Genomic DNA, 23,087 nt, shown 5'->3' with positions numbered 1-23,087 from the left:
CATCGTCCGCCGGTCCAGCCGGGACCGCCATCCGGGATGCGGAGAAAACGTCGATGAGCGGACAACTCGGTCGAACAAGCGGAGAATGGTGCGAGGCCGCTTTCGCCGAACCACCAGAAAGGTGGCGATCACCGTGGCTGAACACCCCCACGCACAACTCGTCCGCACGGGCTACGAGGCTTTCTCGCGCGGCGACATGGACACCCTGCGCTCGATGATGACGGGCGACGCCACGCACCATGTACCCGGAAGCCACCAGCTGTCCGGCGACTGCAAGGGAATCGACGCGGTCCTCGACTACTACCGCCGGCTCTACGAGGACACGGGCGGCACGTTCAAGGTCGAGCTGCGCAACGTCCTCGTGGACGGGCGCGGCCACGCGGTTTCCATGCACCACTTCACCGCCCAGCGCGGGGACAAGCGGATCGACGAGGACGGAGCCATCGTCTTCCGGATCGTCGGAGACAAGATCACCGACCTCGACGAGTGCGTAGCGGACATCGACAAGGGCAACGAGTTCTGGTCATGACGCCGTCGCCCGGCCGCACAGCCGGGCGAAGCGGTCCGCGTCCACGTTTCCGCCGGAGACGATGACACCGATCCGGCGCGGCAGAGAACCCGCACGCCCGGCGAGCAGGGCGGCGATCGGAGTGGCTCCACTCGGCTCGACGACGATCTTCAGGCGCTCGAAGGCGAACCGCATGGCGTCGCGGATCTCGTCGTCGGAGACGAGGACGATGCCGTCGACGAGCCGCCGGTTGACGGAGAACGTCAGCTCGCCGGGCGTGTCGAGAGCCTGCCCGTCGGCGATGGTGCGCGGCACGGGGATGCTGACGCGCCGGCCCGCCTCCAGGGACCGCTTGGTGTCGTCCCCGGCCTCCGGTTCGACGCCGAGCACCCGGATCGCGGGGTGCAGGCCCTTGGCCGCGGTGGCGGACCCGGCGATCAGTCCGCCGCCGCCGACGGGCACGATCAGTGCGTCCAACTCCCCTGTTTCCTCAAGGAGTTCAAGCGCGGCGGTACCCTGCCCGGCCATGACGTGCGGGTGCTCGTAGGGCGGGATGAGGGCGAGGCCCCGCTCGGCGGCCAGGGCCTCGCCGACGGCGACGCGGTCCTCGGTGTAGCGGTCGTACGTCACGATCTCGGCGCCGTAGCCGATGGTGGCGTCCACCTTCGAGCGTGGGGCGTCCTCGGGCATGACGATGACGGCGGTGGTGCCCAGTTCGCGGGCGGCGAGGGCGACGGCCTGGGCGTGATTGCCGGAGGAGTAGGCGGCGATGCCGCGGGTCAGCTGCTCGGGGGTGAGTCGGGAGGCCGCGTTGTAGGCGCCGCGGAACTTGAAGGCGCCGACGCGCTGGAGGTTCTCGCACTTGAGGAAGACCTCGGCGCCGACGAGTGCGTCGAGCGTGCGTGAGCGCAGTACGGGGGTGCGGTGGGCGACGCCCTTGAGCCGGTCGGCGGCGTCGCGGACGGTGTCGAGGGTGACCGGCGGGGTGGTGGTCGTCACGCGTGTCCTCCAGCGGGGGTCGGGTCGGTGGCGGCTCGGGCCTGGGCGAGGTAGCTGTAGGCGGAGGCGCGGGAGATGCCGACCCGGGCGGCGACCTGCTCGATCGCGCGGCGCACGGCGAACACGCCGTGTTCGTCGAGCCTGCGGAACAGGTCCAGGCGCTCGGTCCGGTCGAGTGCGGCCCAGCTCTGGTTCCGCCCGAGCCGGTGGGCGTCGAGGATCGCGTCCACCACGGAGTCGATGTCGTTGCCGAAGGCGGTGACCGGCGGCTCGGCAGGCCCGGAGCCGAGGCCGGCGAGTGCGCCGAGCAGGGCGTGGGCCTCGTTCACCGCGCTGATGTCCACGTTGACGCACAGGGCGCCGAACACCGCTCCGGTGGAGTCGCGCAGCACCATGGTGGACGATTTGACCAGCTTTCCGGTCCCGGTGCGGGTGATGTAGTTCAGGTCGTCGGCCGCCTCGTCGCCGCGCGCGAGCACCTTCATGCCGATCTCACTCATCGCGCCGCCCACGGCCCGTCCGGTCACCTCGCCGGCGACGGCGACAACCGACTTCTCCGGCTTCCGGTAGTCGTGCAGGACCACCTCGCACACGGGGCCGAACGTCGCGGCGATCCCGTCGACGACGGGGCACAGGGCCGCGAGGATCGCATCCCGCTCGGCGTCGTGGACGTGCTCATCAGCCATGCCGCTTAGACTACTGGTCCAGCCTCTGGACGGAAAGTCCAGGACGTCGTGTCGTGGGTCGCGGCATGGGTGAGCGCCTCCCGTGCGGCATGACGGTCGCCGACCGTCTCCCACCAGGGGTGCGTGTGCATTTCCTCGGCGAGGCGTCGGCAGCGCTCCCGCGCGTCGGCGAGGCGCTCCCGCTGCTCCGCGGTGATCTCGGCCCGCCCGGCCGCGATGTCCGCGCCGCTGGGCAGGCGCGCTGCGATGTCCGCACAGTGCTCCAGCGCCCGGGTGAAGGTCCGCCGGGCTGCGACGAGATCGCCGGGTATGACGAATTCGCCCACGGTGAAGGGCCGCGAGAATTCGGACGATCCCGGCTCGGTGTGCCACAGCGAGGCGTCGATGGGCCGTTCGTCGTCACGCGCCCGGGTGAGCTCGCTGCGAAGACCCGCCTCCAGGTGGTCACCCGCCTCCCACGCGCCGGTCCGAGGCGCGGGCACGAGACCCTCCCCGCCCGCACGGAGCACCGCCGACTGGCCGGGCAGGGGTTCGGGGCGGCCTTCGAGGAACTCGTCCTTGTCCGTCGGGGTGACCCACATGTGCCAGCCGCGCCGGCCCGCCGGGTGGGGCAGGTAGAGCGAGACGAGTTCACCCGTGGCCGTGCGCCGGATGACGTCGTCGTAGTAAAGGCCGCGCACGGGCTCCCAGAGCGCATGCCGACCGCCGCACCGGCCGGCGCCCTGCTGGGGGCAGGGGACCGGATTGCTCCAGTCGCAGCGGGACATGTGCAGTTGCTTGATGCCGCCGCGCACCGGCAGGGCCGCGCGGTCGGTCACGTCCCGCCAGCTCTGTACGTTCAGCCGGGCCCAGGGCGCACGGTCGATGGGGATCGCGTTCTCGTTGTTGACGAGCCACAGCGGGGTGAGCCCGTCCCGGAATGCGCTGCGGGTGCGTTCGTCGACGGAACCGCCGGCTATGGCCGCAAGCTGTATTTCGTACGCGAGCCGGCGCCTGCCGCCTTCGACGGTCACGTCCGTGCGGTGCTTTCCGCTCTCGGCCCCCTCCGTTCCCGTGACCCGGAATCCCTCCCCCGAGGCGACCTTGACGGTGTATTCCCTGAGCGCCTTGTGGAGATCGCTTTCGGCCTTCGTCTCGGGGCGTTCCCCTTTGGCCACGTGCATGGCGTGCGGCCGGCCGTTGACCTTGCGGATGGCCATGAAGCCGGGGCAGATGAAGCCCTCGTCCTCATGGGCTTCCAGGCAGTACAGAAGATCCGGCTGGTAATTGCCGTAGATCTCGTCGAGCAGCCGCGGGTATTCGGGGTGCCCGAGGTCCGCCTCGGTGAGGTCGAGCGTGATGCCGAGGCCCCTGTGCCAGACGCTGTAGGTCATATGGCGAGAGTAGGACGCACCACTGACAATCGGCCTAAGTCATGATCGGTAACAGGGGCCGAGCCGCCGGACATGCCGCTGCCGGTGGCATCCATATCTCCCCGTGCACGAAATCTTGCGGCGATCTCGGCGGCACACCTAAGATAATTTCGTTACTCCTCGTGACTGACGAAACATCTCCTGTTCGCGGCTATCGAGAGTAGGTGCCCCATGACGGTTGCTGCTGCGTCGACGATCCACCCGGGCGAGGTGCACGAAAGACTCGGCCGTCATGTGCTGACCGACGGTTTCAAGCTGGTGCTCGACCCGCTCGCCAGTCGGGGTTCATGGATTGTCGACGCACGTACCAGCGAGAAGTTCCTCGACCTCTACTCGTTCTTCGCGTCCGCTCCGCTGGGGCTCAACGCACCGGGCATCGTCGACGATCCGGAGTTCATGACCCTGCTTGCGCAGGTGGCGGCCAACAAGCCCGCCAACCCCGACATGTACACCACGCACTACGCCGAGTTCGTCGAGACGTTCGCCCGGGTGCTGGGCGATCCGGAGCTGCCGCGACTGTTCTTCGTGGAGGGCGGGGCGCTCGCCGTCGAGAACGCCCTGAAGACGGCGTTCGACTGGAAGAGCCGCCGCAACGAGGCCGCGGGCCGCTCCCCCGAACTCGGCACCAAGGTGCTCCACCTGCGCCACGCCTTCCACGGCCGCAGCGGCTACACCCTTTCGCTGACCAACACCGAGCCCAACAAGACGGCCCGCTTCCCGCAGTTCGACTGGCCCCGCATCGACGTCCCCGCGATGCGGTTCCCCCTCGAGCGCCACCTTGCCGAGGTGGCGGAGGCCGAGCGAGGGGCCCTCGGACAGGCGCGGCGGGCCTTCGAGGCCAACCCGCACGACGTCGCCTGCTTCATCGCCGAGCCGATCCAGGGCGAGGGCGGCGACAACCACATGCGCCCGGAGTTCCTGCAGGCGATGCAGGCGCTCTGCCACGAGTACGACGCGCTGTTCGTGCTCGACGAGGTGCAGACCGGTGTGGGGATCACCGGCACCACCTGGGCCTACCAGCAACTCGGCCTCGAGCCGGACATCGTGGCCTTCGCCAAGAAGGTCCAGCTCGGCGGCATCATGGCCGGCCGCCGGGTGGACCAGGTGCCCGACAACGTCCTTCGGGTCTCCGGGCGGATCAACTCGACCTGGGGCGGCGGGCTGGTCGACATGGTGCGGGCCCGGCGCATCATGGAGATCATCGAGCGGGACGACCTGGTGGCCCATGCCGCCGCCGTGGGATCGTGGTTCCTGGCCGAACTGCGTGATCTGGAAGCCCGGCACGCGGCGGTGGCGTCCAACGCGCGGGGGCGCGGACTGATGAGCGCCGTCGACCTGCCGGACAGCGGCGTCCGTGACGAGGCGGTACGCCGGTTGCGCACCGAGGAGCAGGTGATCGCATTGCCGTGCGGGGAGCGTTCGGTGCGCTTCCGTCCCGCCCTGTCCATCACCCAGGACGAGCTCGCAGTCGCCCTGCGGGCTCTCGACCGGGTCCTTGCCGGCCTGCACTGACCCTCCCGGCGGACACCGCCGCCTCCCAGCGGACAAGGAGCAATGTCATGGCCCGTTCCGTCGCCTCGATCGTTGCCGGCCAACAGGTCGCCGGCGCTCCCGGCGGGACTCTTCAGCGCCCCAATCCCGGCCGTACCGCCGAGCTGGTCACCGAGATCTCGCTCGGGGACGCCTCGACGTTCGTCGAGGCCGCCCAGGCCGCGAAGGCGGCGCAGCGGTCCTGGGCCGACGTCCCGGCGCCGGTGCGGGGATCCGCGATCGGAAAGATCGGGCGGCTCGTCGAGGCCAACAAGGACCGGCTCGCCCGCATCGTGACCGAAGAGATCGGCAAACCGCTCGCGGAGGCGCTCGGCGAGGTGCAGGAGATCATCGACACCTGCGACTTCTTCCTGGGCGAGGGCCGCCGGCTGTACGGGCAGACGGTGCCCTCGGAGATGCCCGACAAGCAGCTGTTCACCTTCCGCAACCCCGTCGGCGCGGTCGCGGTGATCACCGCGGGCAACTTCCCGGTGGCCGTGCCGGCCTGGTATCTCGTACCGGCGCTCGTCACCGGCAACACCGTGGTGTGGAAGCCCGCCGAGTACGCCGCCGCGAGCGCCAAGGCGCTCTTCGAGCTGTTCGTGCACGGCGGCGGCCTGCCCGACGGCGTACTCAACCTCGTACTCGCCGACGGGGAGCAGACATACGCCGGCCTGGAGGCCTCCCTCGACGGCGGCCTGGTCGACAAGGTCGGCTTCACCGGGTCCACGCTCGTCGGCCAGAAGATCGGCGCCCTGTGCGGACGCCACCTTCAAACCCCCTGCCTGGAACTGGGCGGCAAGAACCCCCAGGTGGTCACGCCGAGCGCGAACCTCGACCTGGCCGTGGAGGGGGCGTTGTTCTCCGGATTCGGCACCGCGGGACAGCGCTGCACCTCCCTCGGGACGCTCCTCGTCCACGAGTCCGTGCACGAGGACTTCCTCGCCCGCTTCGACAGCGCGAGCCGCGCGGCCCGGATCGGCGACGCGTTCGAGGACGTCCTCTACGGCCCGATGCTCGACGAGCGGTTCGCGCAGCGCTACGAGACCTTCCTCGGCTGGATCAAGGACCACCACCGCACCTATGGCTCCGACGGCATCGGGCGGATCACGGCCGACAACCCGCGCAAGGGCTTCGTCGGCGACCCCGACGCGGGCATGTTCTACCACCCGGTGATCGTCGACGGAGTGCGCCGCGACGACGACCTGTTCCTCAGCGAGACCTTCGGACCCATCGTCGCAGTGGCCACCTACCGGGACTTCGACGAGGCCCTCGACCTGGCCAACGCTCACGGCTACGGGCTGTCCGCCGCCATCTACACCAGCGACCCGCACGAGGTGTGGACGTTCCGGCGGGGTATCTCCGCGGGCATGGTCAGCGTCAACAACACCACCTCCGGAGCCGAGGCGCACCTGCCGTTCGGCGGCAACGGCAAGTCGGGCAACGGCTCCCGCCAGTCGGGGCAGTGGGTACTCGACCAGTTCACCCGCTGGCAGTCGATGAACTGGGACCACTCCGGCCGGCTGCAGAAGGCGCAGATGGACGTGGCCACGCTCGAACCCGACATGGAATTCCGCCTGTGAGCGGCGTCGAGGACCTGGACCGGCACTTCCGCGAGGCGGTGGCCGGTCTCCGGTCTGCCGCCCGGGCTGCGGGCCCACTGGACAGCCGTACCGCACTGGACCTGTTCGACGCCCAGTTGGAGAGCCGGCACACCGACGCCGCCGCGCGCTGGATGCAGCAGCAGGGCCGCGGCTACTACACCATCGGATCGAGCGGCCACGAGGGCAACGCCGCACTCGCCCTCGCGCTGCGCCCCACCGACCCGGCGCTGCTGCACTACCGCTCCGGCGCCTTCTACTGCGCCCGCGCCCGGCAGGCCGGCGGCGTCGACGCGGTCAGGGACATGCTGCTGGGGGTGGCCGCCGGAGCCGAGGAGCCGATCGCCGGCGGGCGGCACAAGGTGTACGGGCGCCGCGAACTGGCCGTCGTCCCACAGACGTCGACCATCGCCTCCCATCTGCCGCGGGCGGTCGGGGTGGCGTGGAGCATCGCCCGCGCCAAGCGGCTCGGTACCGAGTGCGCCTGGCCCGCGGACGCAGTCGTGTGCTGTTCCTTCGGTGACGCCTCGGTCAACCACTCCACGGCGGCGGGCGCCATCAACAGCGCCTGCCACGCGGCCTACCAGGGGCTGCCGATGCCGATCCTGTTCGTCTGCGAGGACAACGGCCTGGGCATCAGCGTGCCGACCCCGCCCGACTGGGTGCGGCGCGCCTACGGCAACCGGCCCGCTCTTGCCTACTTCGCCGCGGACGGCTGTGATCCGCAGGCCGCCTACGACACCGCGCGCGAGGCCGTGGCCCACGTTCGCAAGCACCGCCAACCCGCGTTCCTGCACCTGTCGATGGTGCGCTTCCTCGGCCATGCGGGCTCGGACGCCGAAGCCGCCTACCGGATGCCCTCCGACGTCGCCGCGGATCTGCGGCGCGACCCGCTGCTGGCCACTGCCCGCCTGCTCACGGCGGCAGGCGTCCTCAGTCCCCAGCAGATTCTCGAACGCTACGACGAGGTGGGCGCGCGGGTGTTCGGCGTCGCCAAGGAGGCGCTCGAGAGCGAGCCCCTGACCACAGCGACACAGATCGCCGCCGCCATCGCACCCCGCCGCACCGAACTAGTGGCGGCTGCAGCACGCCGTACGAGCGAAGCATCCGCGGCGCCCGTGGGCGAGCCCGTCACCGTCGCCCAGGCCATCACCCACACACTCGCCGACCTGCTCGGCAGCAACCCGGAGATGGTCGTGTTCGGCGAGGACGTCGGCCGCAAGGGCGGGGTCTACGGACTGACCCGGGGCCTGCAGCGGCGTTTCGGCACCGCCAGGGTCTTCGACACCCTCCTCGACGAACAGGCCATCCTCGGCCTCGCGCTGGGAGCGGGCCTGTCCGGGCTGCTGCCGGTGGCGGAGATCCAATACCTCGCGTACCTGCACAACGCCGAGGACCAACTGCGCGGCGAGGCCGCCACGCTGCAGTTCTTCTCCCAGGGCCAGTACCGCAACCCCCTCGTGGTGCGCATCGCCGGCTACGGCTACCAGCGTGGCTTCGGCGGTCACTTCCACAACGACAACGCGGTCGGCGTCCTGCGTGACATTCCCGGCCTGGTCATCGCGTCCCCGTCCCGCCCCGACGACGCCGCCGCGATGCTGCGCACGTGCGTGGCGGCGGCGAAGGTGGACGGCACCGTCAGCGCCTTCCTCGAGCCGATCGCGCTCTACCACAACCGGGATCTCCACGAAGACGGGGACAATGCCTGGCTCACCGCCTACCCTCCCGCCGCACAGCACGTACCGATCGGCCGGGCACGCACCTACGGCACAGGCACGGACCTGACCCTCGTGACCTTCGGCAACGGTCTGCGCATCTCGCTGCGGGCCGCACGCCGACTGGAGCAACAGGGCATCGGCTGCCGGGTCGTCGACCTGCGCTGGCTGGCCCCGCTGCCGGTCGACGACCTGCTGCGGGAAGCCCATGCGACGGGCCGCGTCCTGGTGGTCGACGAGACCCGCCGCACGGGAGGCGTCTCGGAGGGAGTCGTCACCGCCCTGATCGACGCCGGATTCACCGGCGCCGTACGACGGGTCACCAGCGTCGACAGCTTCGTCCCACTGGGACAGGCGGCGCAGTTGGTGCTCGTGTCGGAGGACGACGTGGAACGGGCCGCGGGCGAGCTGCTCCCAGGGGGCCGTTGAGGCGCTGCCGATCGAGGTCCAGGTGAACGGTGCCCTCCGCTGATCAGGTGCGGTGCTCGCGGTGCGGGTGCTGGGGCGGCACAACCCCGTGGCGGCTGGGCGGCTTGATGCCGGCCGTGCTCGCGGCGATGCGGGAAGGCCCGTCGGCCGTACGGGAGTTGTCCGGACTCCAGCGGGCACCTGGGGATCGCGGTGGTGGTCGTCGGCCTGCGGTCAGGAGCTGTTCCCGCCCGGGCATGGCGGGTTTCGACCGCGCGGCCACGGCAGAGCCGCCGTCCGCCTTGTCACGTCCTCCGACGGCACCTGCGCCGTGCGCGGCCGGAACCTGACGGCAGCGCACCTCTTTGCGTGCGCCGATGCGTTTCTTGGGCAGGACCCGGCACGTACGTCCGCTCCCGTACACGTTGTGCCCTTCCCATGTCGTTGCACGGTTCGCCGCCCCCCGCGCCGTACAACCGAGGAGCACCGTTGTTCCGACGTCCAGTCCGTCCCGCCCGTACCGTCACCGCGGCCGCCGCCGCGCTTGCCGCCGCGGGCGCCCTGACCGCCACGGCGACCGCACCCGCCGCGGCACACGCGCCTGCGCAGGCACACGCTCGCGCCCGGCACGTCCTACTGCTGTCCGTCGACGGCCTGCACCAGTCCGACCTGGCCTGGTACATCGACCGCCACCCCGACTCGGCGCTCGCCCGACTCGCCGGCAGCGGTGTGGAGTACACCCACGCGAGAACCACCGTCCCGTCCGACTCGTTCCCCGGCATGGTCGGCCAGCTCACCGGCGGCAACCCGGGCACCACCGGTGTCTACTACGACGACACCTACGACACCGCGCTCCTCCCGGCCGGCACCACCTCCTGCGCGGGCGCCGAGCGGGGTGCCGAAGTCGACCTCACCGAGGACCTCGACAAGAACAAGGACTCCCTCGACGCAGGCCAGGGCCTCGCGGGACTGCCCGGCAGCATTCTCAAGATGACCGGAGACGCCGCGAGCCTCATCGACCCGTCGAAGCTGCCGGTCGACCCGAAGACGTGCACGCCGCTCTACCCGCACAGCTACCTGAAGGTGAACACGGTCTTCGACGTGGCCCGCAAGGCCGGGCTGCGCACCGCGTGGTCCGACAAGCACGTCGCGTACGAGATCCTCAACGGCCCGGCCGGCAACGGCATCCAGGACCTGTTCGCCCCCGAGATCAACAGCCAGGCCATCGGCTACCCCGCCGGGAAGGACTGGACGAAGGACAACGCGGCGACCGAACAGTACGACGGCTACAAGGTGCAGGCCGTGCTGAACGAGATCGACGGATACGACCACGGCCGCACCCACCGGGTCGGTACCCCGGCGGTCTTCGGCATGAACTTCCAGTCGGTGTCGACCGCCCAGAAGCTCCCCTCTTCCGACGGGCTGACGGGCGGCTACCAGGCCAAGGGCGTTCCCGGGCCGCTGCTGGCGAAGAACCTCGACTTCGTAGACCAGCAGGTCGGGGCGTTCCTCGCCGAACTCCACAAGCAGCACCTGGACCGCAGCACGACAGTCATCCTCTCGGCCAAGCACGGCCAGTCGCCGACCGACCCGAAGGCGCTGACCCGCATCGACGACGGTGCCCTCCTGGACGGGCTCAACGCCGCGTGGAAGGCCGCCCACCCGGGCGCAGGCGACCTGGTAGCGCACGCCGTGGACGACGACGCGATGCTCCTCTGGCTCACCGACCGCTCCAAGGCCGCCACCGACTTCACCAAGACGTACCTGCTCGGCCAGTCCGGCACCGGCAACGGCATCGACGGCACGGCCAAGCCCTTCACGGCCGGCGGCCTCAAGACCCTCTACGCGGGCGCCGAGGCCGCCCGCTACTTCCACGCCCGCCCGGGCGACTCCCGCGTTCCCGACCTGTTCGGCATCACCCAGTACGGCGTCGTCTACACCGGCGGCAAGAGCAAGATCGCCGAACACGGCGGCGCCCACGCCGACGACCTCGACGTACCGCTCATCGTCTCCGGCGCCGCCACCCCGCAGGGAGTTCGGGTAGGCGAGTCGGTGCGGACCACGCAGATCGCCCCGACGATCCTGCGGCTCCTGGGCCTCAACTCCCAGTCCCTGGACGCCGTACGCATCGAACACACCCGGACGCTCCCCCTGCACTGACAGGTAGCTGAGCGCCTGGCCCTACGGATGCACGGGTCAGGCGCTCGGCTCAGGAGCCGGCGGTGAAGCGCCGGTTGAGACGGCGCGAGTCCTTCGATCTCGTCGACGAGGGCTGCGGCGTAGTCCTCGTAGGAGATGCGGGCCTGTCCGTCGTTCCCGACGACGGGAGTTCCAGCCCGGTGCGATAGCGATCCCGTGCGCTCCGGAGTCCTCGGCCAGCGCGTTCACCGTCTGCGGATCGGTGACATCACCGGCCACCGCCCTTACCCCGCCAGGGAGTTGACCGAGCCGGGTCCTCCCAGGCCGTGAACTGCCAGGCCGGGGGCCGAGATCGTCGATGATCCGGCCTGCGGCGACCCGGCAGGCCCGACGCAGTGAACTCGGACTGACCGGCACCGGTCGCCCGAGAAGTGCGCATATCCGGCGCCTGTGTGCGCCGGATACACGTTTCTTCCGATCCTCTGTCAGGAGGGGATGATCTGCCATTGCTGTTGGGGGATGGCCGTGTAGGTCCACTGGTTGATGGCGGCTCCGTCGGCGGTGGAGCCGCTGTCGACGTTGAGGGACTGGCCGCTGAGCCGGTTGGTGAGCAGGTAGTAGCCGTCGCCGGTGGGGGTGATGGCCCAGTGTTGCTGGGGCGCGTTGGCGTCGCCCCAGATATCGGCGCCAGCGCCGTCCACGCGGGAGAGCCCGCCGATTTCCATGAGCGTGCCGCTGTTGACGTTGCGGATCTTGTAGTAGCCGCTGTCGGCCCGGGCGATGGTCCACTTCTGGTTGGCGTGGTTCTGCCAGGGCCACTGCAGAATGGCGGTGTTGTTGGCGGTCTTGGCACCCGAGACGTCGGCGACCTTCCCGCTGTGGCGGGCGACGAGGCGGTACACGGTGCTGTCGCCGGGGAAGAGGGTGGAGACCAGGGCGGGTGTCGCGCTGCGGCCGCCGATGCGCAGGTTGCCGATGTTGGCGTAGCCGCCGGTGCCGGCGGTGACCTGGATACGGACGAAGCCCGCGTTGCGGCCCGCCCATTCGACGAGTTTCGGGGTGCGGTCGCCGGCCCAGCGGGCGGTGGCGACCTGGGTGAAGGCGGTGCCGTCGGTGCTGGTGGAGATGGTGCAGGCGGTGATGTCACCGTCGGTGGTGTTGGTGCGGCTCCACTGCTTGGGCAGGTACTCGAGGGTGGAGATGTTGCTCCATACGCCGCCGAGGTCGATGGTGATGGTCTGGGGCAGCGGGAGGTTCCAGGTGGACCAGCAGGTCTCGAAGTTCTTGTCACTGAGGCCGTCGATGGCGTTCATCGGGCCTTCGCCGGTGTGGTAATCCGTGGCGTAGGCGGCCACGGGAGTGACCGGGTGTTCGGCGCGGAGCATCTGTGCGGGCAGGGGCGGCCGGGAGGTGTTGGGGCCGCTCCAGGCGGCGCCGGCCTCGGCGAGCCGGTTGACGATGTTGGTGTCCAGCACACCGTTGCGGTTGGGCGGGCAGTTGAGGATGAACGAGGTGTACTTGGGCTCCAGGTCCGTCAGATGGGAGAGGATGGAGTCCCTGCTCATCGGATCGGTCGTGGGCGTCGTCGGATGCCAGAACCACCCGTTGCTGATCGTCTGGCCCTGCAGCGAGGCGTAGGTGTTGCCTGTCGGTGAGGTGATGCCGAGGGGCTCCTCGAAGTAGATCGCGTCGCCGAGGTAGGGCACCGACAGTCCGCCGTGGTCGATCATCACGATGTCGGGCTGCAGGGACTTCACATGTTCCCTGATGCGCTGGTAGGGAACGGCCTGCTGGCCCATCTGCCAGGCGTAGCCGTCGGTGACGAACATGTCGATGGTGCCGTAGTTCGTGAGCAGTTCGGTGATCTGGTTGAGGATGTAGGTGATGTCGCCGGGCTGGACGGCCTGGTCGGAGGCGACTTTGTGGCGGGTGTCGTAGGCCTGCACGTTGTAGGTGCGGTCCCAGATGGAGAAGTACAGGCCGACCTTGAGGCCCTGGGCCCGGAAGGCGGTCACGTACTGCGCGACGACGTCGTGCTTGTAGGAGCTGTTGGCGACGTTGTAGGTGTTGTAGGCGCTGGGCCACAGGCAGAAGCCGTCGTGGTGCTTGGTGGTCAGGACGCCGTAGCTCATCTTCGCCGCCGCCGCGGCCGCCGCCCACTGGGCGCAGTCGACCGCCGTGGGTGCGAACAGAGCCGGGTTCTGGTTCGGGGCGGCCCACTCCTGGTTGGTGAACGTGCCCATGTTGAAGTGGTTGAACATGCCGAACCGCATGTTCACCAGGTTGCTGAGATTGGTCTGCATGTCCGCGGCGGCCGCCGCCTGAGGGAGCAGGCCGGAGAAGCCGGGAACCACGGGCAGCGCGCTCGCGGCCGCAGCAGCGCCCGCGGCGCCCAGCAGGCTACGACGGGACAGTGTTCTTCCTGACGACATAGGTGTACTCCCGGGTGAGTTACGCATGAAGTTCGATGACGTCACTGCTCTGTGTCAACAGGTAAGTGGATGAAAGTACTTAGAGTGAGCGCAGATGAAACCGTTTTATTCGTCTTGGCGACGATTGGTTCTGCCGAGACATGCCATGTTTCGCAGAGGCGCCGGAGCGTGATACCCCATAGGCCCCGCGGAGGTTCAGGCACGGCACTTACGGTCACGGCGGCGCTCAAGGAGATTGACAGCGACAGGACCCACTAAATGAGTACTACTTATTTCGGAGACTCGGCGACTTCGCTGGAATAGGCCGGGCGAGACGCACCCGGCGGTCGATGGCCAGCACTAATAACGCCGTCACCTGGGATAATTCCGTGCTGCAGGTGGTGCGCACTACGCCGATCCCGATGCCTCCGCATGTCATTCGTGTTGCGCCAGTGAAAAATAGGCATGCCTATCGTCTTGACTGCACCGCTTCCTTGCATTGATAAATGCAACTCATAGGAGCAGGGGTTCGGAGGAGGGACACCACAGATGAGACCCCCACGCATCGGAGCCGGGACAGTCAAGGCGCTCGCAGCGGCGGCTGTCGTCTTCGCGGCCGTACTGCCCGCTCAACCCGCCTACGCGGCCACCACGAACTTCTACGTCGACCCTGTCAACGGCAGTGACAGCAACTCGGGAACCAGCACCGCCGCAGCCTTCAAGACCATCCAGGCCGCCAAGGCCGCGGTCCGAGCCGTCAACGCGAACATGTCCGACGACATCGTCGTGAACCTGCGCGGAGGCACCTACCCCCTCACCGCCCCGATCACCTTCGGCACCAGCGACTCGGGCACGAACGGCCACACAGTCGTCTACCAGGCGTACAACGGCGAGACGCCCGTCATCACCGGCGGCAAGGCGATCACCGGATGGACCGCGGCCGCAAACGGCGAGTACAAGGCGCCTGTTGGCACCCTCGACTTCCGGCAGTTGTACGTCAACGGGGTCCGCGCCACCCGGGCCCGCTTCCCCGACCTCGGCTCGGACTTCCAGCTGCAGGGCAGCGACAAGACCAACAAGCTGCTGAAGGTGCTCAGTTCACAGGTCTCCAACTGGGGCCACCTCAACCAGGTCGAGATGATGCTGGAAACGCAGTGGGGCGAGAGCTACCTGCGACTGAAGTCGATCAGCTCCGCCAACGGCACCGCCGACGTGTCGATCCAGGACCACGAGGCGGGCATCCTCTTCCCGCGCCCCTTCCCGGTCCTCTCCAACGGCTCTCCCCTGCACTTCGAGAACGCCCACGAGTTCCTCAACGAACCGGGCGAGTTCTACGTCGACACCGCCGCGCAGACCGTGTACTACAAGCCCCGCCCCGGCGAGGACATGTCCACGGCCGGCGTGCAGGCCCCGACGCTGCAGACCCTCTTCGACATCAAGGGCACGAACCTCGACAGTCCCGCCCACGACCTGCGCTTCTCCGGGCTCACCTTCACCGGGACCACCTGGATGGAGTCGACGAACAACGGCTACCTCAACGGCCAGGGCGGCAACTACAACCTGTCGGCCGACACCTCCAACAACCAGTACGTGGGTCGCCCGCCGGCCGGGGTCCAGGCGTCGAACGCCGACCGCCTCTCCTTCACCGGCAACACCTTCACACAGCTGGGCGCCACCGCCCTCGACCTGCACCACGGCGTGCACGACAGCACCGTGACCGGCAACCTCGTCCACGACATCGCCGGCAACGGAATCATGGTCGGCAAGTTCTCCGACCCGACCGTGGAGTTCCACACCGTCTACAACCCGCCCACCTCACCTGCCGGTGAGGACGCCCGGGAGGTGGTCAAGAACGTCACCGTCAAGAACAACCTGATCACCAGGGTCGGTGAGGACTACCTGGGCACGGCGGGCATCAACGCAGGCTTCGTCAACAGCACCACCATCGACCACAACGGCATCTCCGACACTCCGTGGGCCGGCATCTCGCTCGGCTGGGGCTGGCAGTCGGCGGCCAACGCCGAAGGCAGCAACAGCGTCAGCTACAACCGGATCGGCAACGTGATGAACCGGCTCTGCGACTCCGCCGGTGTCTACCACCTCTCGAACGACCCGGGCACGGTCTTCAACGGCAACTACATCCACGACGTGATACGCATGCCGTCCGCCTGCGGCTCGGCCGTGTCCGGCATGTACCTGGACGAGGGGTCGAACAACATGACCCTTTCGAACAACGTGCTGTCGCACACCGACGGATTCATCAACCAGAACCGCAACGGCTCCAACGTCACGCTCACCAACAACACGACGTCCGGCGACGCGGTGATCAAGGCCTCCGGTCTCGAGTCCGCCTACCGGGGGCTGGCGGCGAAGCTCAACCTCGCCTACAACAAGCCGGCGTCCTCCTCCTCGGTGAGCAGTTCCGCCTGGGGAGCGGCCAAAGCCAACGACAACGACGGTGCCACCGGCTGGTCGCCGACCGGCAGCGACACCTCGGCGTGGTGGCAGGTCGACCTGGGGCAGGCCTACCAGCTCGGACAGTTCTCCCTGACGACCCGTCAGGACCTGGACCAGTCGGAGACGCGCGGCCACTTCGAAATCCGGGCCTCCAACGACCCGTCGTTCGCCACGTACACCGTCGTGGGACGCCAGACGGACACGCTGCCGCTCGCCTCGACACTCATGGGCAACATCGACGTCCGTCAGAAGTTCCGCTATGTGCGGGTCGCCAAGACCGACGGCGCGTACTTCTTCATCGCGGACTTCAGTGTGCAGCAGGCCGGCGGTGCGCTGGAGGACGCGACCGGTACGCCGAACGTCAACGCATCGACGTACTACACGTTCAAGAACGTCAACAGCGGCCAACTGATGGACGTGAACCAGAACTCCACCGCCGACGGCGCGAGCGTCATCCAGTGGCCGAGCAATGGTGGGTCCAACCAGCAGTGGAACATCGTTCCGGTCAGCGGTCAGCTCTACAGGATCGTGAACCGGAACAGCGGCAAGGCCCTCGACATCAACGCCTCCAGTCACCGGACGGGGACCGCGCTGCAGCAGTACACCTACAACGGCGGCAACAACCAGCTGTGGTACTTCGAGCCGACCAGCGGTGGGTACGTCATCCGCAACTTCGAGAGCAGGCAGGTCCTGGAGGTCGGTGGTGGATCGACGGCCAACGGAGCCGCCGTCAGTCAGTGGATGCCGCTGAACCAGTCCAACCAGGCTTGGACGATCCAGTGACAGGGTGACCAGACGCGTCGGTGGATTCCCCGCCCGGACGCGTCCGCCCGCCCTCAGCCCATCAACCCGCGCCCCCAGAGCCCATGGCAAACCCTGCTGGGGGCGCGGCTTGCTGTCCCCGTAACGATGAACAAGGGAGTACATGGTGCCTGCGCTGCTCATATTCCGAAAACTGCGCCGCGGGGTGGTTGTCTGCCTGACCGCGGCGGCGCTCGCCTTCACCGGCCTCGTCGCCTTCAGCGGCGCCTCGCAGGCCGCTGCACAAGGGCCCTGCGACATCTACGCGGCGGGCGGCACGCCGTGCGTCGCGGCGCACAGCACCACCCGCGCGTTGTTCGCCTCCTACAACGGCCCGCTCTACCAGGTGCAGCGGACGTCGGACAGTACGTTGCACGACATCGGCGTACTGTCGGCCGGAGGCGTCGCCAACGCCGCGGCACAGGACTCGTTCTGCGCGGGCACCACCTGCACCATCACCCGCGTCTACGACCAGACCGGCGGCGGCAACACCCTGGTCTACCAGGGCCCCGGCGGAACCGGCGGCGCCGACACAGCGGCCGTCGCGACCACCGAAGCGGTGAGCGTGGGCGGCCAGAAGGCGTACGCGCTCTACATCAACCCCGGCAACAGCTACTTCGCGTACAACTCCTCCGGGGGTGTGCCGACCGGCAGTTCACCCGAGGGCGAGTACATGGTCACCAGCGGTACCCACGTCAACAACGGCTGCTGCTTCGACTACGGCAACACGGAGATCGACCACAAGGCCGACGGCAACGGCGCCATGGACGCGATCAACTTCGGCACGGAATGCTGGTTCGGCGGCTGCAGCGGAACCGGACCGTGGGTGCAGGCGGACCTGGAGAACGGCCTGTTCTCCGGCGGCAGCAAGACGTGGAACCCCAACCAGGTCTCCCAGACCAGCCGCTTCGTCACCGCAATGCTCAAGAACAACGGCACCACCCAGATGGCGCTCAAGGGCGCAGGCGCCCAGTCCGGGAGCCTGACCCAGCTCTACAGCGGCGCACTGCCCAGCGGATGGAACCCGATGCACAAGCAGGGTGCCGTCATCCTTGGCAGCGGCGGCGACTGCTGCCAGACCAACCGCAACGCGAGCGCAGGCACCTTCTACGAGGGCGCCATGGTCAAGGGGTACCCCTCCGACGCCACCGACGCCGCGGTCCAGGCCAACATCGCCGCGGCCGGCTACAGCACCAACACGTCCAACCCCTTCACCCCGGGCGCGAAGGTGTCGCTGCAGGCCACCACCTCCTGCTGCACCGGCGACTACCTGCAGCACGACACCAGCGACGACAAGGTCGTGATCGCGCCGGTGACCTCCAGCAGCTCGACCACCGACAAGGGCGACGCCACCTGGATCGTCCGCGCCGGCCTGGCCGACAGCAGCTGTGTCTCCTTCGAGTCGGCCAACACACCCGGCAGCTACCTCAGGCACTACGCGTTCCAGCTCCACCTCCAGCCCAATGCCGGCACCAGCCAGTTCGCCGCCGATGCCACCTTCTGCTCCAAGCCGGGCAACAGCGGCACGGGCTACTCCCTGCAGTCCTTCAACTACCCGGCCAAGTACATCCGCCACTACCGCTTCACCGGCTACATCGCGAGCAACGGCGGTACCAACGCCTGGGACACCACGTCGTCGTGGGCCCAGGACAGCACCTGGCTCGCCGCCGCCCCCTGGAGCTGACGAACAGCCAGCCCCGGCGCAGGTGCCGGTGCCTGAGAGAGCCGAAACCGCACCGGACCCGGAAGCGTCAAGGCGCCCCCGCTGTCCGGACAGTCGGACACTGTCCGACCATCCGGACAGCGGGGGTTCGTCGACGCCTCACCTCACCCCTGTGAAGGAGTACTTCATGATCAAGCCACCGTGGGTCCGCAGCGTCAGACGCGCGCTCCTCGCGGCCGGTGCCACCGCCGCCCTCGCCGCCGGCCTGCTCACCGCCGGGGCCACCACCTCGCAGGCCGCCACCCAGCAGCCATGCGACCTCTACGCCGCAGGCGGCACCCCCTGCGTTGCCGCACACAGCACGACCCGCGCCCTGTATGCGACGTACAACGGCCCGCTGTACCAGGTCAAGCGTGCCTCCGACAACGCGACCAAGGACATCGGCCTGTTGAGCGCCGGCGGATACGCCGACGCCGCCGCGCAGGACTCCTTCTGCGCGGGCACCAGCTGCGTCATCACCGTCCTCTACGACCAGTCCGGCAAGGGCAACAACCTCACTCAGGCACTCAAGGGCCACTGGCCCGGCCCGGCCGAGGGCGGGAACGACAACCTGGCCAACGCGTTCGAGGCGCCGGTCACCGTCGGCGGACACAAGGCGTACGGCGTCTACGTGGCCCCCGGCACCGGCTACCGCAACAACAACACCCATGGCATCGCGACCGGCGACCAGCCGGAGGGCATGTACGCGATCTTCGACGGCACGCATTACAACGCCGGCTGCTGCTTCGACTACGGCAACGCCGAGACCACTGGCAACGACGACGGCAACGGCACCATGGAGGCCATCTACTTCGGCAACAGCAAAGGCTGGGGCTGGGGCAGCGGCAACGGCCCCTGGGTCATGGCAGACCTGGAGAACGGCCTGTTCTCCGGCGTGAACCGCGGGTTCAACGCGGGCGACCCCAGCGTCAACAGCCGGTTCCGGACCGCCATCGTCAAGGGCGGCCCGAACCAGTGGGCCATCCGCGGAGGCAACGCCCAGTCGGGCAGCCTGTCCACCTACTACAGCGGCGTGCGCCCCAACGTCTCCGGCTACAACCCGATGAAGAAGCAGGGCGCGATCATCCTCGGCATCGGCGGCGACAACAGCAACACAGGCGCCGGCACCTTCTACGAAGGCGTCATGACCTCGGGCTACCCCTCGGACGCCACCGAGAACGCCGTACAGGCCAACATCACCGCCGCCGGCTACAACAGCGGCTCGACCAGCACCGGAACCCTCACCCCCGGCTCCCGGATCTCCCTCCGGGCCACCACCGCCCCCTGCTGCACCTCCCACTACCTCCGCCACGACGACGCCGACACCAAGGTCGTCATCTCCAGCATCAACGCCTCCAGCTCCGCCACCGACAAGGCGGACGCCACCTGGATCGTCCGCGCCGGCCTGGCCGACAGCAGCTGTCTGACCTTCGAGTCCGCCAACAACCCCGGCCAGTTCCTGCGCCACTCCGCCTCCCAGCTCTACGTGAGCGCCGACACCGGCGGCAGCTCGTTCGCGAAGGACGCCACCTTCTGCCCCACTGCGGGCAACAGCGGGGTCGGCACCTCCTTCCAGTCCGTCAACTTCCCGACGAAGTACATCCGCCACTACTCCTACACGGGCTACATAGCCGGCAACGGCGGCTCCAACGCCTGGGACTCCACGAAGTTCTGGGCCCAGGACACCAGTTGGCTCACGGCCTCTCCCTGGAGCTGACGACCTGGAGGTCGCGGGCCGGAGCACCTTGGCGCTGACATGGTGCACGGCCCGCGGCTTCCGCCCACGGCGCCGAGGCCGCCGCTGTGCCGTATCAGGCCGGTGCCGCGGCGGCTGGGCGTGGCAGGACTCCAGCGGTCACTGGATCCACTCCGGTCGTCCTCTTCGTCGTGCATCCGTCGCCGGGCGCCGGGTGGACCGGCGAGGAGCCAGCACGGGTTGCACGAGCCGACGCCGCTCCACGCCGCTGCGGGTGTTGATGACGGCGATCAGCAGGTCGACAGCTTCGGCGCCTATCCGGTCCGGGCGAAGGCTGAGCGCCGTGACCGGCGGAGTGGTCGTCGCGTAGTCCGGATCCTCGCTGATACACGCCACCAGCAGGTCCCGCGGCACCCGCAGCCCGTGGCGGCGAGCGGCGGCGAGGATGTTGTGACCGGAGTCGGAGTACACGCCGATGACGGCGTCCGGTCGTGGACCGTGGTCGAGCAGCCGGCCGACCGCGTCCTGTTCGGACGTGAAGTAGTCGGGCAGTGCGGCGTACTCCTCCACGAGGGCGGGCATGCGGTGTTCGTCGCACCAGGACCGGTAGGCGTGTGCGATCAGGCGCGGGTAGGCGTCGTCGTGCAGGGGCAGGGAGAGCCCGATCCGCCGGGCGCCGGACTGGGTGAGGTGGTCGAGCAGCAGGCCCAGGCCCACTTCGTGGTCCGTGTCGACCCACGCGTCGTACCAGTGCGGCTGGAGCGGCCGGCCATCGGTGACCATCGGTATGCCGCGCTCCCGCAGGATGGCACCCACCGGGTCGTCCGCGCGCGGGGCGACGTGGATGACGCCGTCCATCGCCGTGTTCAGCCACATCCACGGTGACATCGAACTCGGCATCACCTGGAGCAGAAAGCCGCGCTCATGCGCCGCCGCCATGGCGCCCAGCACCAGTTGTGCGTAGTACGGGATCTCGGTGTACGGGACGGGCAGGTCGCCGTACGTGGTCATGGTCAGGCCGAGCACTCCGGTCCCCCCACGGGCCAGGGCACGGGCCGTGCTGGCGGGGGCGTAACCGAGTTCGCGTGCCACGGCCAGCACACGCTGCCTGGTCGCCTCGGACAGCCGCCCGGTGCCGTTGAGCGCGTTCGACACCGTGGCCGTGGACACACCAGCACGTGCGGCCACGGCATCCAGCGTGGGACGCCGCCAGACACGCGAGCTCGTCATGCGCACCCCATGTTTCCCAACAACCCTGCGACGGCTTGTGGTTAAGACCTTAATCAACCAGCCTGCCCGGCGAAGGCGACCGAGGCCGGCCGCCGGGTGAGGAGTCACTCAGATGCCGGACGCCTTCGACGGCACCTCTGCGACGCCCGCAGGAGGCCCGCCTTACCGCCGGACGTTTCTCGCCGCGACCGCGCCAGGCGCCCTCACGGTGGCTGTTACCGGTACAGCCGCCCAGGCCGCCACGCCTCGGCTCAGCCAGGCAGAAGCGGCACTCTCTGTTCTTGCGCCGAACGGGGCCGGAACAGGTTCAAGGCCGCCCGGCTTCTCGCGATCTCGCAGGCCGGGCGCGAATGGGTCATAAGACAAGAAGAGGAAGCGGTGGAAGCGACATATACCCAGGTGCGGCAAGGCACCATACCTCCGGTCGTTGCGGCGCGCCGGGCGCTGTGGACGTTTGTCATCGTCAACTTGATGATCGTCGAGGTCCTGTTCCTCAGCGCCGGGACCGGCCAGAACGGGGTCCTCACGGTCGCCAAGTTCTTCGGCCTGCACGCCGCCGTGCTGATGCTGTTCCAGTTGCTGCTGGTGGCCCGGCTGCCGTGGCTCGACCGCCGTATCGGCATGGACAGGTTGACGGTGTGGCACCGGTGGGTCGGCTTCACCCTGCTGTGGACCATCCTCAGCCATGCCGTGCTGGTGGTGCTGGGGTTCGCGCGGCTCAGTCACACGTCGATGACGAAGACGTTCTTCTCACTGGCAGACGTGCCGGCCTCCCTGCTCGGGATGTGCGCCGCGGCGGTCGTGGTCGTGGTCGCAGTGGTCTCCGCCCGGTATGTGAGGCAGCGGCTGCGCTACGAGGTCTGGCATGGCCTGCACCTGCTGCTGTACGTGGCGTTGGGGCTGGCGTTAGTCCACCAGTTGCAGGAGACCACGACGTTCAGTTCCTCCGCGCCCGCGAAAATCTACTGGTGGGCCCTGTGGCTGTTCGCATTCGGTGCCCTGGTCACGGGGCGGTTCGTCATGCCCGTGTGGCGCAACGTCCACCACCGATTCGAGGTCGCGGCGGTGGTACTGGAGTCGGACAACGTGGTGTCGGTGCATGTCACCGGCCGCCACCTCGACAGGCTGCCTGCTCGGGCCGGCCAGTTCTGCATCTGGCGGTTCCCCGGGCACAACCACTGGTGGCTGGCGAATCCGTTCTCGCTGTCGGCGGCACCCGACGGCCGAACGCTGCGCCTGACCGCCAAGGCGGTCGGCAGCACCAGCGCCGGCCTGCGGCACCTCCCCGTCGGGAGCCGCGCGTTCGTCGAGGGTCCGTACGGCGCGTTCACCTCGATGCACCGAACCCGGTCCGGTGCGTTGCTGATCGCCGGAGGCATCGGCATCACGCCGATTCGAGCCCTGCTGGAGGAGGAATCGGCCGGCGACGTCATCGTGCTCTACCGGGTGCGCAGTGAGAGCGACGCCGTGCTGGTCGACGAGGTACGGGACCTGGTCGCCGACCGGGGCGGGCGGCTGCACCTGCTCACCGGCACCAGAGGGGAGGGGGCATCGCCGTTCGAGCCGGACAGTCTCCGTGCCCTGGTCCCCGACGTAACAGAACGCGACGTCTACGTGTGCGGCCCGCCCGCGATGACCTCTGCCGTGCTCAGCACCCTCCGCAGGCTGGAGGTCCCCCAACGGCAAGTACACGCCGAGCGGTTCGGCCTGGCCTGACGTGCGGGGGCCGACGGGCGCGAACGGAGCCTCGGCTCGTGCTTGGTGACTGACTTTCCTGCCGGGAAGGAGGGGC

General features: G+C 68.8%; 14 protein-coding genes. 9 read left to right on the top strand and 5 right to left on the bottom strand.

The window, feature by feature from the left end; genetic code table 11:
* Positions 1 to 133: 133 nt before the first annotated feature.
* A complete protein-coding gene (locus tag IH68_RS0121005) occupies positions 134 to 529 on the top strand; it encodes a nuclear transport factor 2 family protein (RefSeq protein WP_030937461.1) in 396 nt (131 codons plus the stop codon).
* Here the strand turns inward: IH68_RS0121005 and IH68_RS0121000 are convergent.
* From IH68_RS0121000 to IH68_RS0120990, 3 genes are read right to left on the bottom strand one after another with little or no spacing between them, the layout of a single operon-like run.
* Positions 524 to 1,507: a threo-3-hydroxy-L-aspartate ammonia-lyase gene (locus IH68_RS0121000; protein ID WP_030937459.1), complete on the bottom strand. Its 984-nt coding sequence runs from the start codon at positions 1,505 to 1,507 to the stop codon at positions 524 to 526. The genes IH68_RS0121005 and IH68_RS0121000 overlap by 6 nt on opposite strands.
* Positions 1,504 to 2,193, bottom strand: a complete 690-nt coding sequence (locus tag IH68_RS0120995; RefSeq protein WP_030937457.1) for a helix-turn-helix transcriptional regulator — start codon at positions 2,191 to 2,193, stop codon at positions 1,504 to 1,506. The genes IH68_RS0121000 and IH68_RS0120995 overlap by 4 nt, the downstream gene beginning before the upstream one ends.
* 5 nt (positions 2,194 to 2,198) lie before the next feature.
* Positions 2,199 to 3,566, bottom strand: coding sequence for a hypothetical protein (locus IH68_RS0120990; RefSeq protein WP_030937455.1), 1,368 nt, complete (start codon positions 3,564 to 3,566; stop codon positions 2,199 to 2,201).
* Positions 3,567 to 3,776: 210 nt separating this feature from the next.
* On the opposite strand from IH68_RS0120990, the gene lat reads away from it, so the two are divergent.
* The 4 genes from lat to IH68_RS0120970 all read left to right on the top strand — a co-directional run bounded on the left by lat (position 3,777) and on the right by IH68_RS0120970 (position 11,019).
* Complete coding sequence (lat, locus tag IH68_RS0120985; protein ID WP_030937453.1) at positions 3,777 to 5,117, top strand: L-lysine 6-transaminase; 1,341 nt, start codon at positions 3,777 to 3,779, stop codon at positions 5,115 to 5,117.
* A gap of 47 nt (positions 5,118 to 5,164) precedes the next feature.
* Positions 5,165 to 6,718: an aldehyde dehydrogenase family protein gene (locus IH68_RS0120980; RefSeq protein ID WP_030937452.1), complete on the top strand. Its 1,554-nt coding sequence runs from the start codon at positions 5,165 to 5,167 to the stop codon at positions 6,716 to 6,718.
* Positions 6,715 to 8,880: a thiamine pyrophosphate-dependent enzyme gene (locus IH68_RS0120975; RefSeq protein ID WP_030937451.1), complete on the top strand. Its 2,166-nt coding sequence runs from the start codon at positions 6,715 to 6,717 to the stop codon at positions 8,878 to 8,880. The genes IH68_RS0120980 and IH68_RS0120975 overlap by 4 nt, the downstream gene beginning before the upstream one ends.
* Positions 8,881 to 9,348: 468 nt before the next feature.
* The gene (locus IH68_RS0120970) at positions 9,349 to 11,019 is read left to right on the top strand and encodes an alkaline phosphatase family protein (protein ID WP_051833614.1); all 1,671 of its coding nucleotides are present in this window, start codon (positions 9,349 to 9,351) and stop codon (positions 11,017 to 11,019) included.
* A 464-nt stretch (positions 11,020 to 11,483) separates the two neighbouring features.
* On the opposite strand, the gene IH68_RS0120965 is transcribed toward IH68_RS0120970, so the two are convergent.
* A complete protein-coding gene (locus tag IH68_RS0120965; RefSeq protein WP_030937449.1) occupies positions 11,484 to 13,430 on the bottom strand; it encodes an RICIN domain-containing protein in 1,947 nt (648 codons plus the stop codon).
* Between the two features lie 528 nt (positions 13,431 to 13,958).
* Here IH68_RS0120965 and IH68_RS0120960 point away from each other — a divergent pair.
* The 3 genes from IH68_RS0120960 to IH68_RS0120950 all read left to right on the top strand — a co-directional run bounded on the left by IH68_RS0120960 (position 13,959) and on the right by IH68_RS0120950 (position 20,086).
* Positions 13,959 to 16,649 carry an RICIN domain-containing protein gene (locus IH68_RS0120960; protein WP_030937448.1) on the top strand — a complete coding sequence of 897 codons (2,691 nt, stop codon included), beginning with the start codon at positions 13,959 to 13,961 and terminating at the stop codon, positions 16,647 to 16,649.
* A 142-nt stretch (positions 16,650 to 16,791) separates the two neighbouring features.
* Positions 16,792 to 18,351 carry an alpha-L-arabinofuranosidase B gene (locus IH68_RS0120955; protein WP_030937447.1) on the top strand — a complete coding sequence of 520 codons (1,560 nt, stop codon included), beginning with the start codon at positions 16,792 to 16,794 and terminating at the stop codon, positions 18,349 to 18,351.
* Between the two features lie 166 nt (positions 18,352 to 18,517).
* On the top strand, positions 18,518 to 20,086 hold the full coding sequence (locus IH68_RS0120950; protein ID WP_030937446.1) for an alpha-L-arabinofuranosidase B: 1,569 nt from the start codon (positions 18,518 to 18,520) through the stop codon (positions 20,084 to 20,086).
* 138 nt (positions 20,087 to 20,224) lie between these two features.
* Here IH68_RS0120950 and IH68_RS0120945 read toward each other — a convergent pair whose 3' ends face one another.
* Positions 20,225 to 21,253 (bottom strand): LacI family DNA-binding transcriptional regulator, encoded by a 1,029-nt coding sequence (locus IH68_RS0120945; protein WP_234341452.1) that lies wholly within the window; start codon positions 21,251 to 21,253, stop codon positions 20,225 to 20,227.
* Between the two features lie 420 nt (positions 21,254 to 21,673).
* On the opposite strand from IH68_RS0120945, the gene IH68_RS0120940 reads away from it, so the two are divergent.
* A complete protein-coding gene (locus IH68_RS0120940; protein WP_420719000.1) occupies positions 21,674 to 23,011 on the top strand; it encodes a ferric reductase-like transmembrane domain-containing protein in 1,338 nt (445 codons plus the stop codon).
* Positions 23,012 to 23,087 lie beyond the last annotated feature (76 nt).

The organism is Streptomyces sp. NRRL S-646, assembly GCF_000720765.1.
Classification (GTDB): domain Bacteria; phylum Actinomycetota; class Actinomycetes; order Streptomycetales; family Streptomycetaceae; genus Streptomyces.
This window is presented reverse-complemented; position numbering and strand designations above follow the sequence as displayed.

What these genes read in the sequence shown, in the direction of transcription:
- IH68_RS0120960 (WP_030937448.1), top strand. Translation starts at nt 13,959, where the DNA reads ATGAGACCCCCACGCATCGGAGCCGGGACAGTCAAGGCGCTCGCAGCG.
- IH68_RS0120990 (WP_030937455.1), bottom strand. Translation starts at nt 3,566, where the DNA reads ATGACCTACAGCGTCTGGCACAGGGGCCTCGGCATCACGCTCGACCTC.
- IH68_RS0120995 (WP_030937457.1), bottom strand. Translation starts at nt 2,193, where the DNA reads ATGGCTGATGAGCACGTCCACGACGCCGAGCGGGATGCGATCCTCGCG.
- IH68_RS0120965 (WP_030937449.1), bottom strand. Translation starts at nt 13,430, where the DNA reads ATGTCGTCAGGAAGAACACTGTCCCGTCGTAGCCTGCTGGGCGCCGCG.
- IH68_RS0120950 (WP_030937446.1), top strand. Translation starts at nt 18,518, where the DNA reads ATGATCAAGCCACCGTGGGTCCGCAGCGTCAGACGCGCGCTCCTCGCG.
- lat (WP_030937453.1), top strand. Translation starts at nt 3,777, where the DNA reads ATGACGGTTGCTGCTGCGTCGACGATCCACCCGGGCGAGGTGCACGAA.
- IH68_RS0120980 (WP_030937452.1), top strand. Translation starts at nt 5,165, where the DNA reads ATGGCCCGTTCCGTCGCCTCGATCGTTGCCGGCCAACAGGTCGCCGGC.
- IH68_RS0120955 (WP_030937447.1), top strand. Translation starts at nt 16,792, where the DNA reads ATGGTGCCTGCGCTGCTCATATTCCGAAAACTGCGCCGCGGGGTGGTT.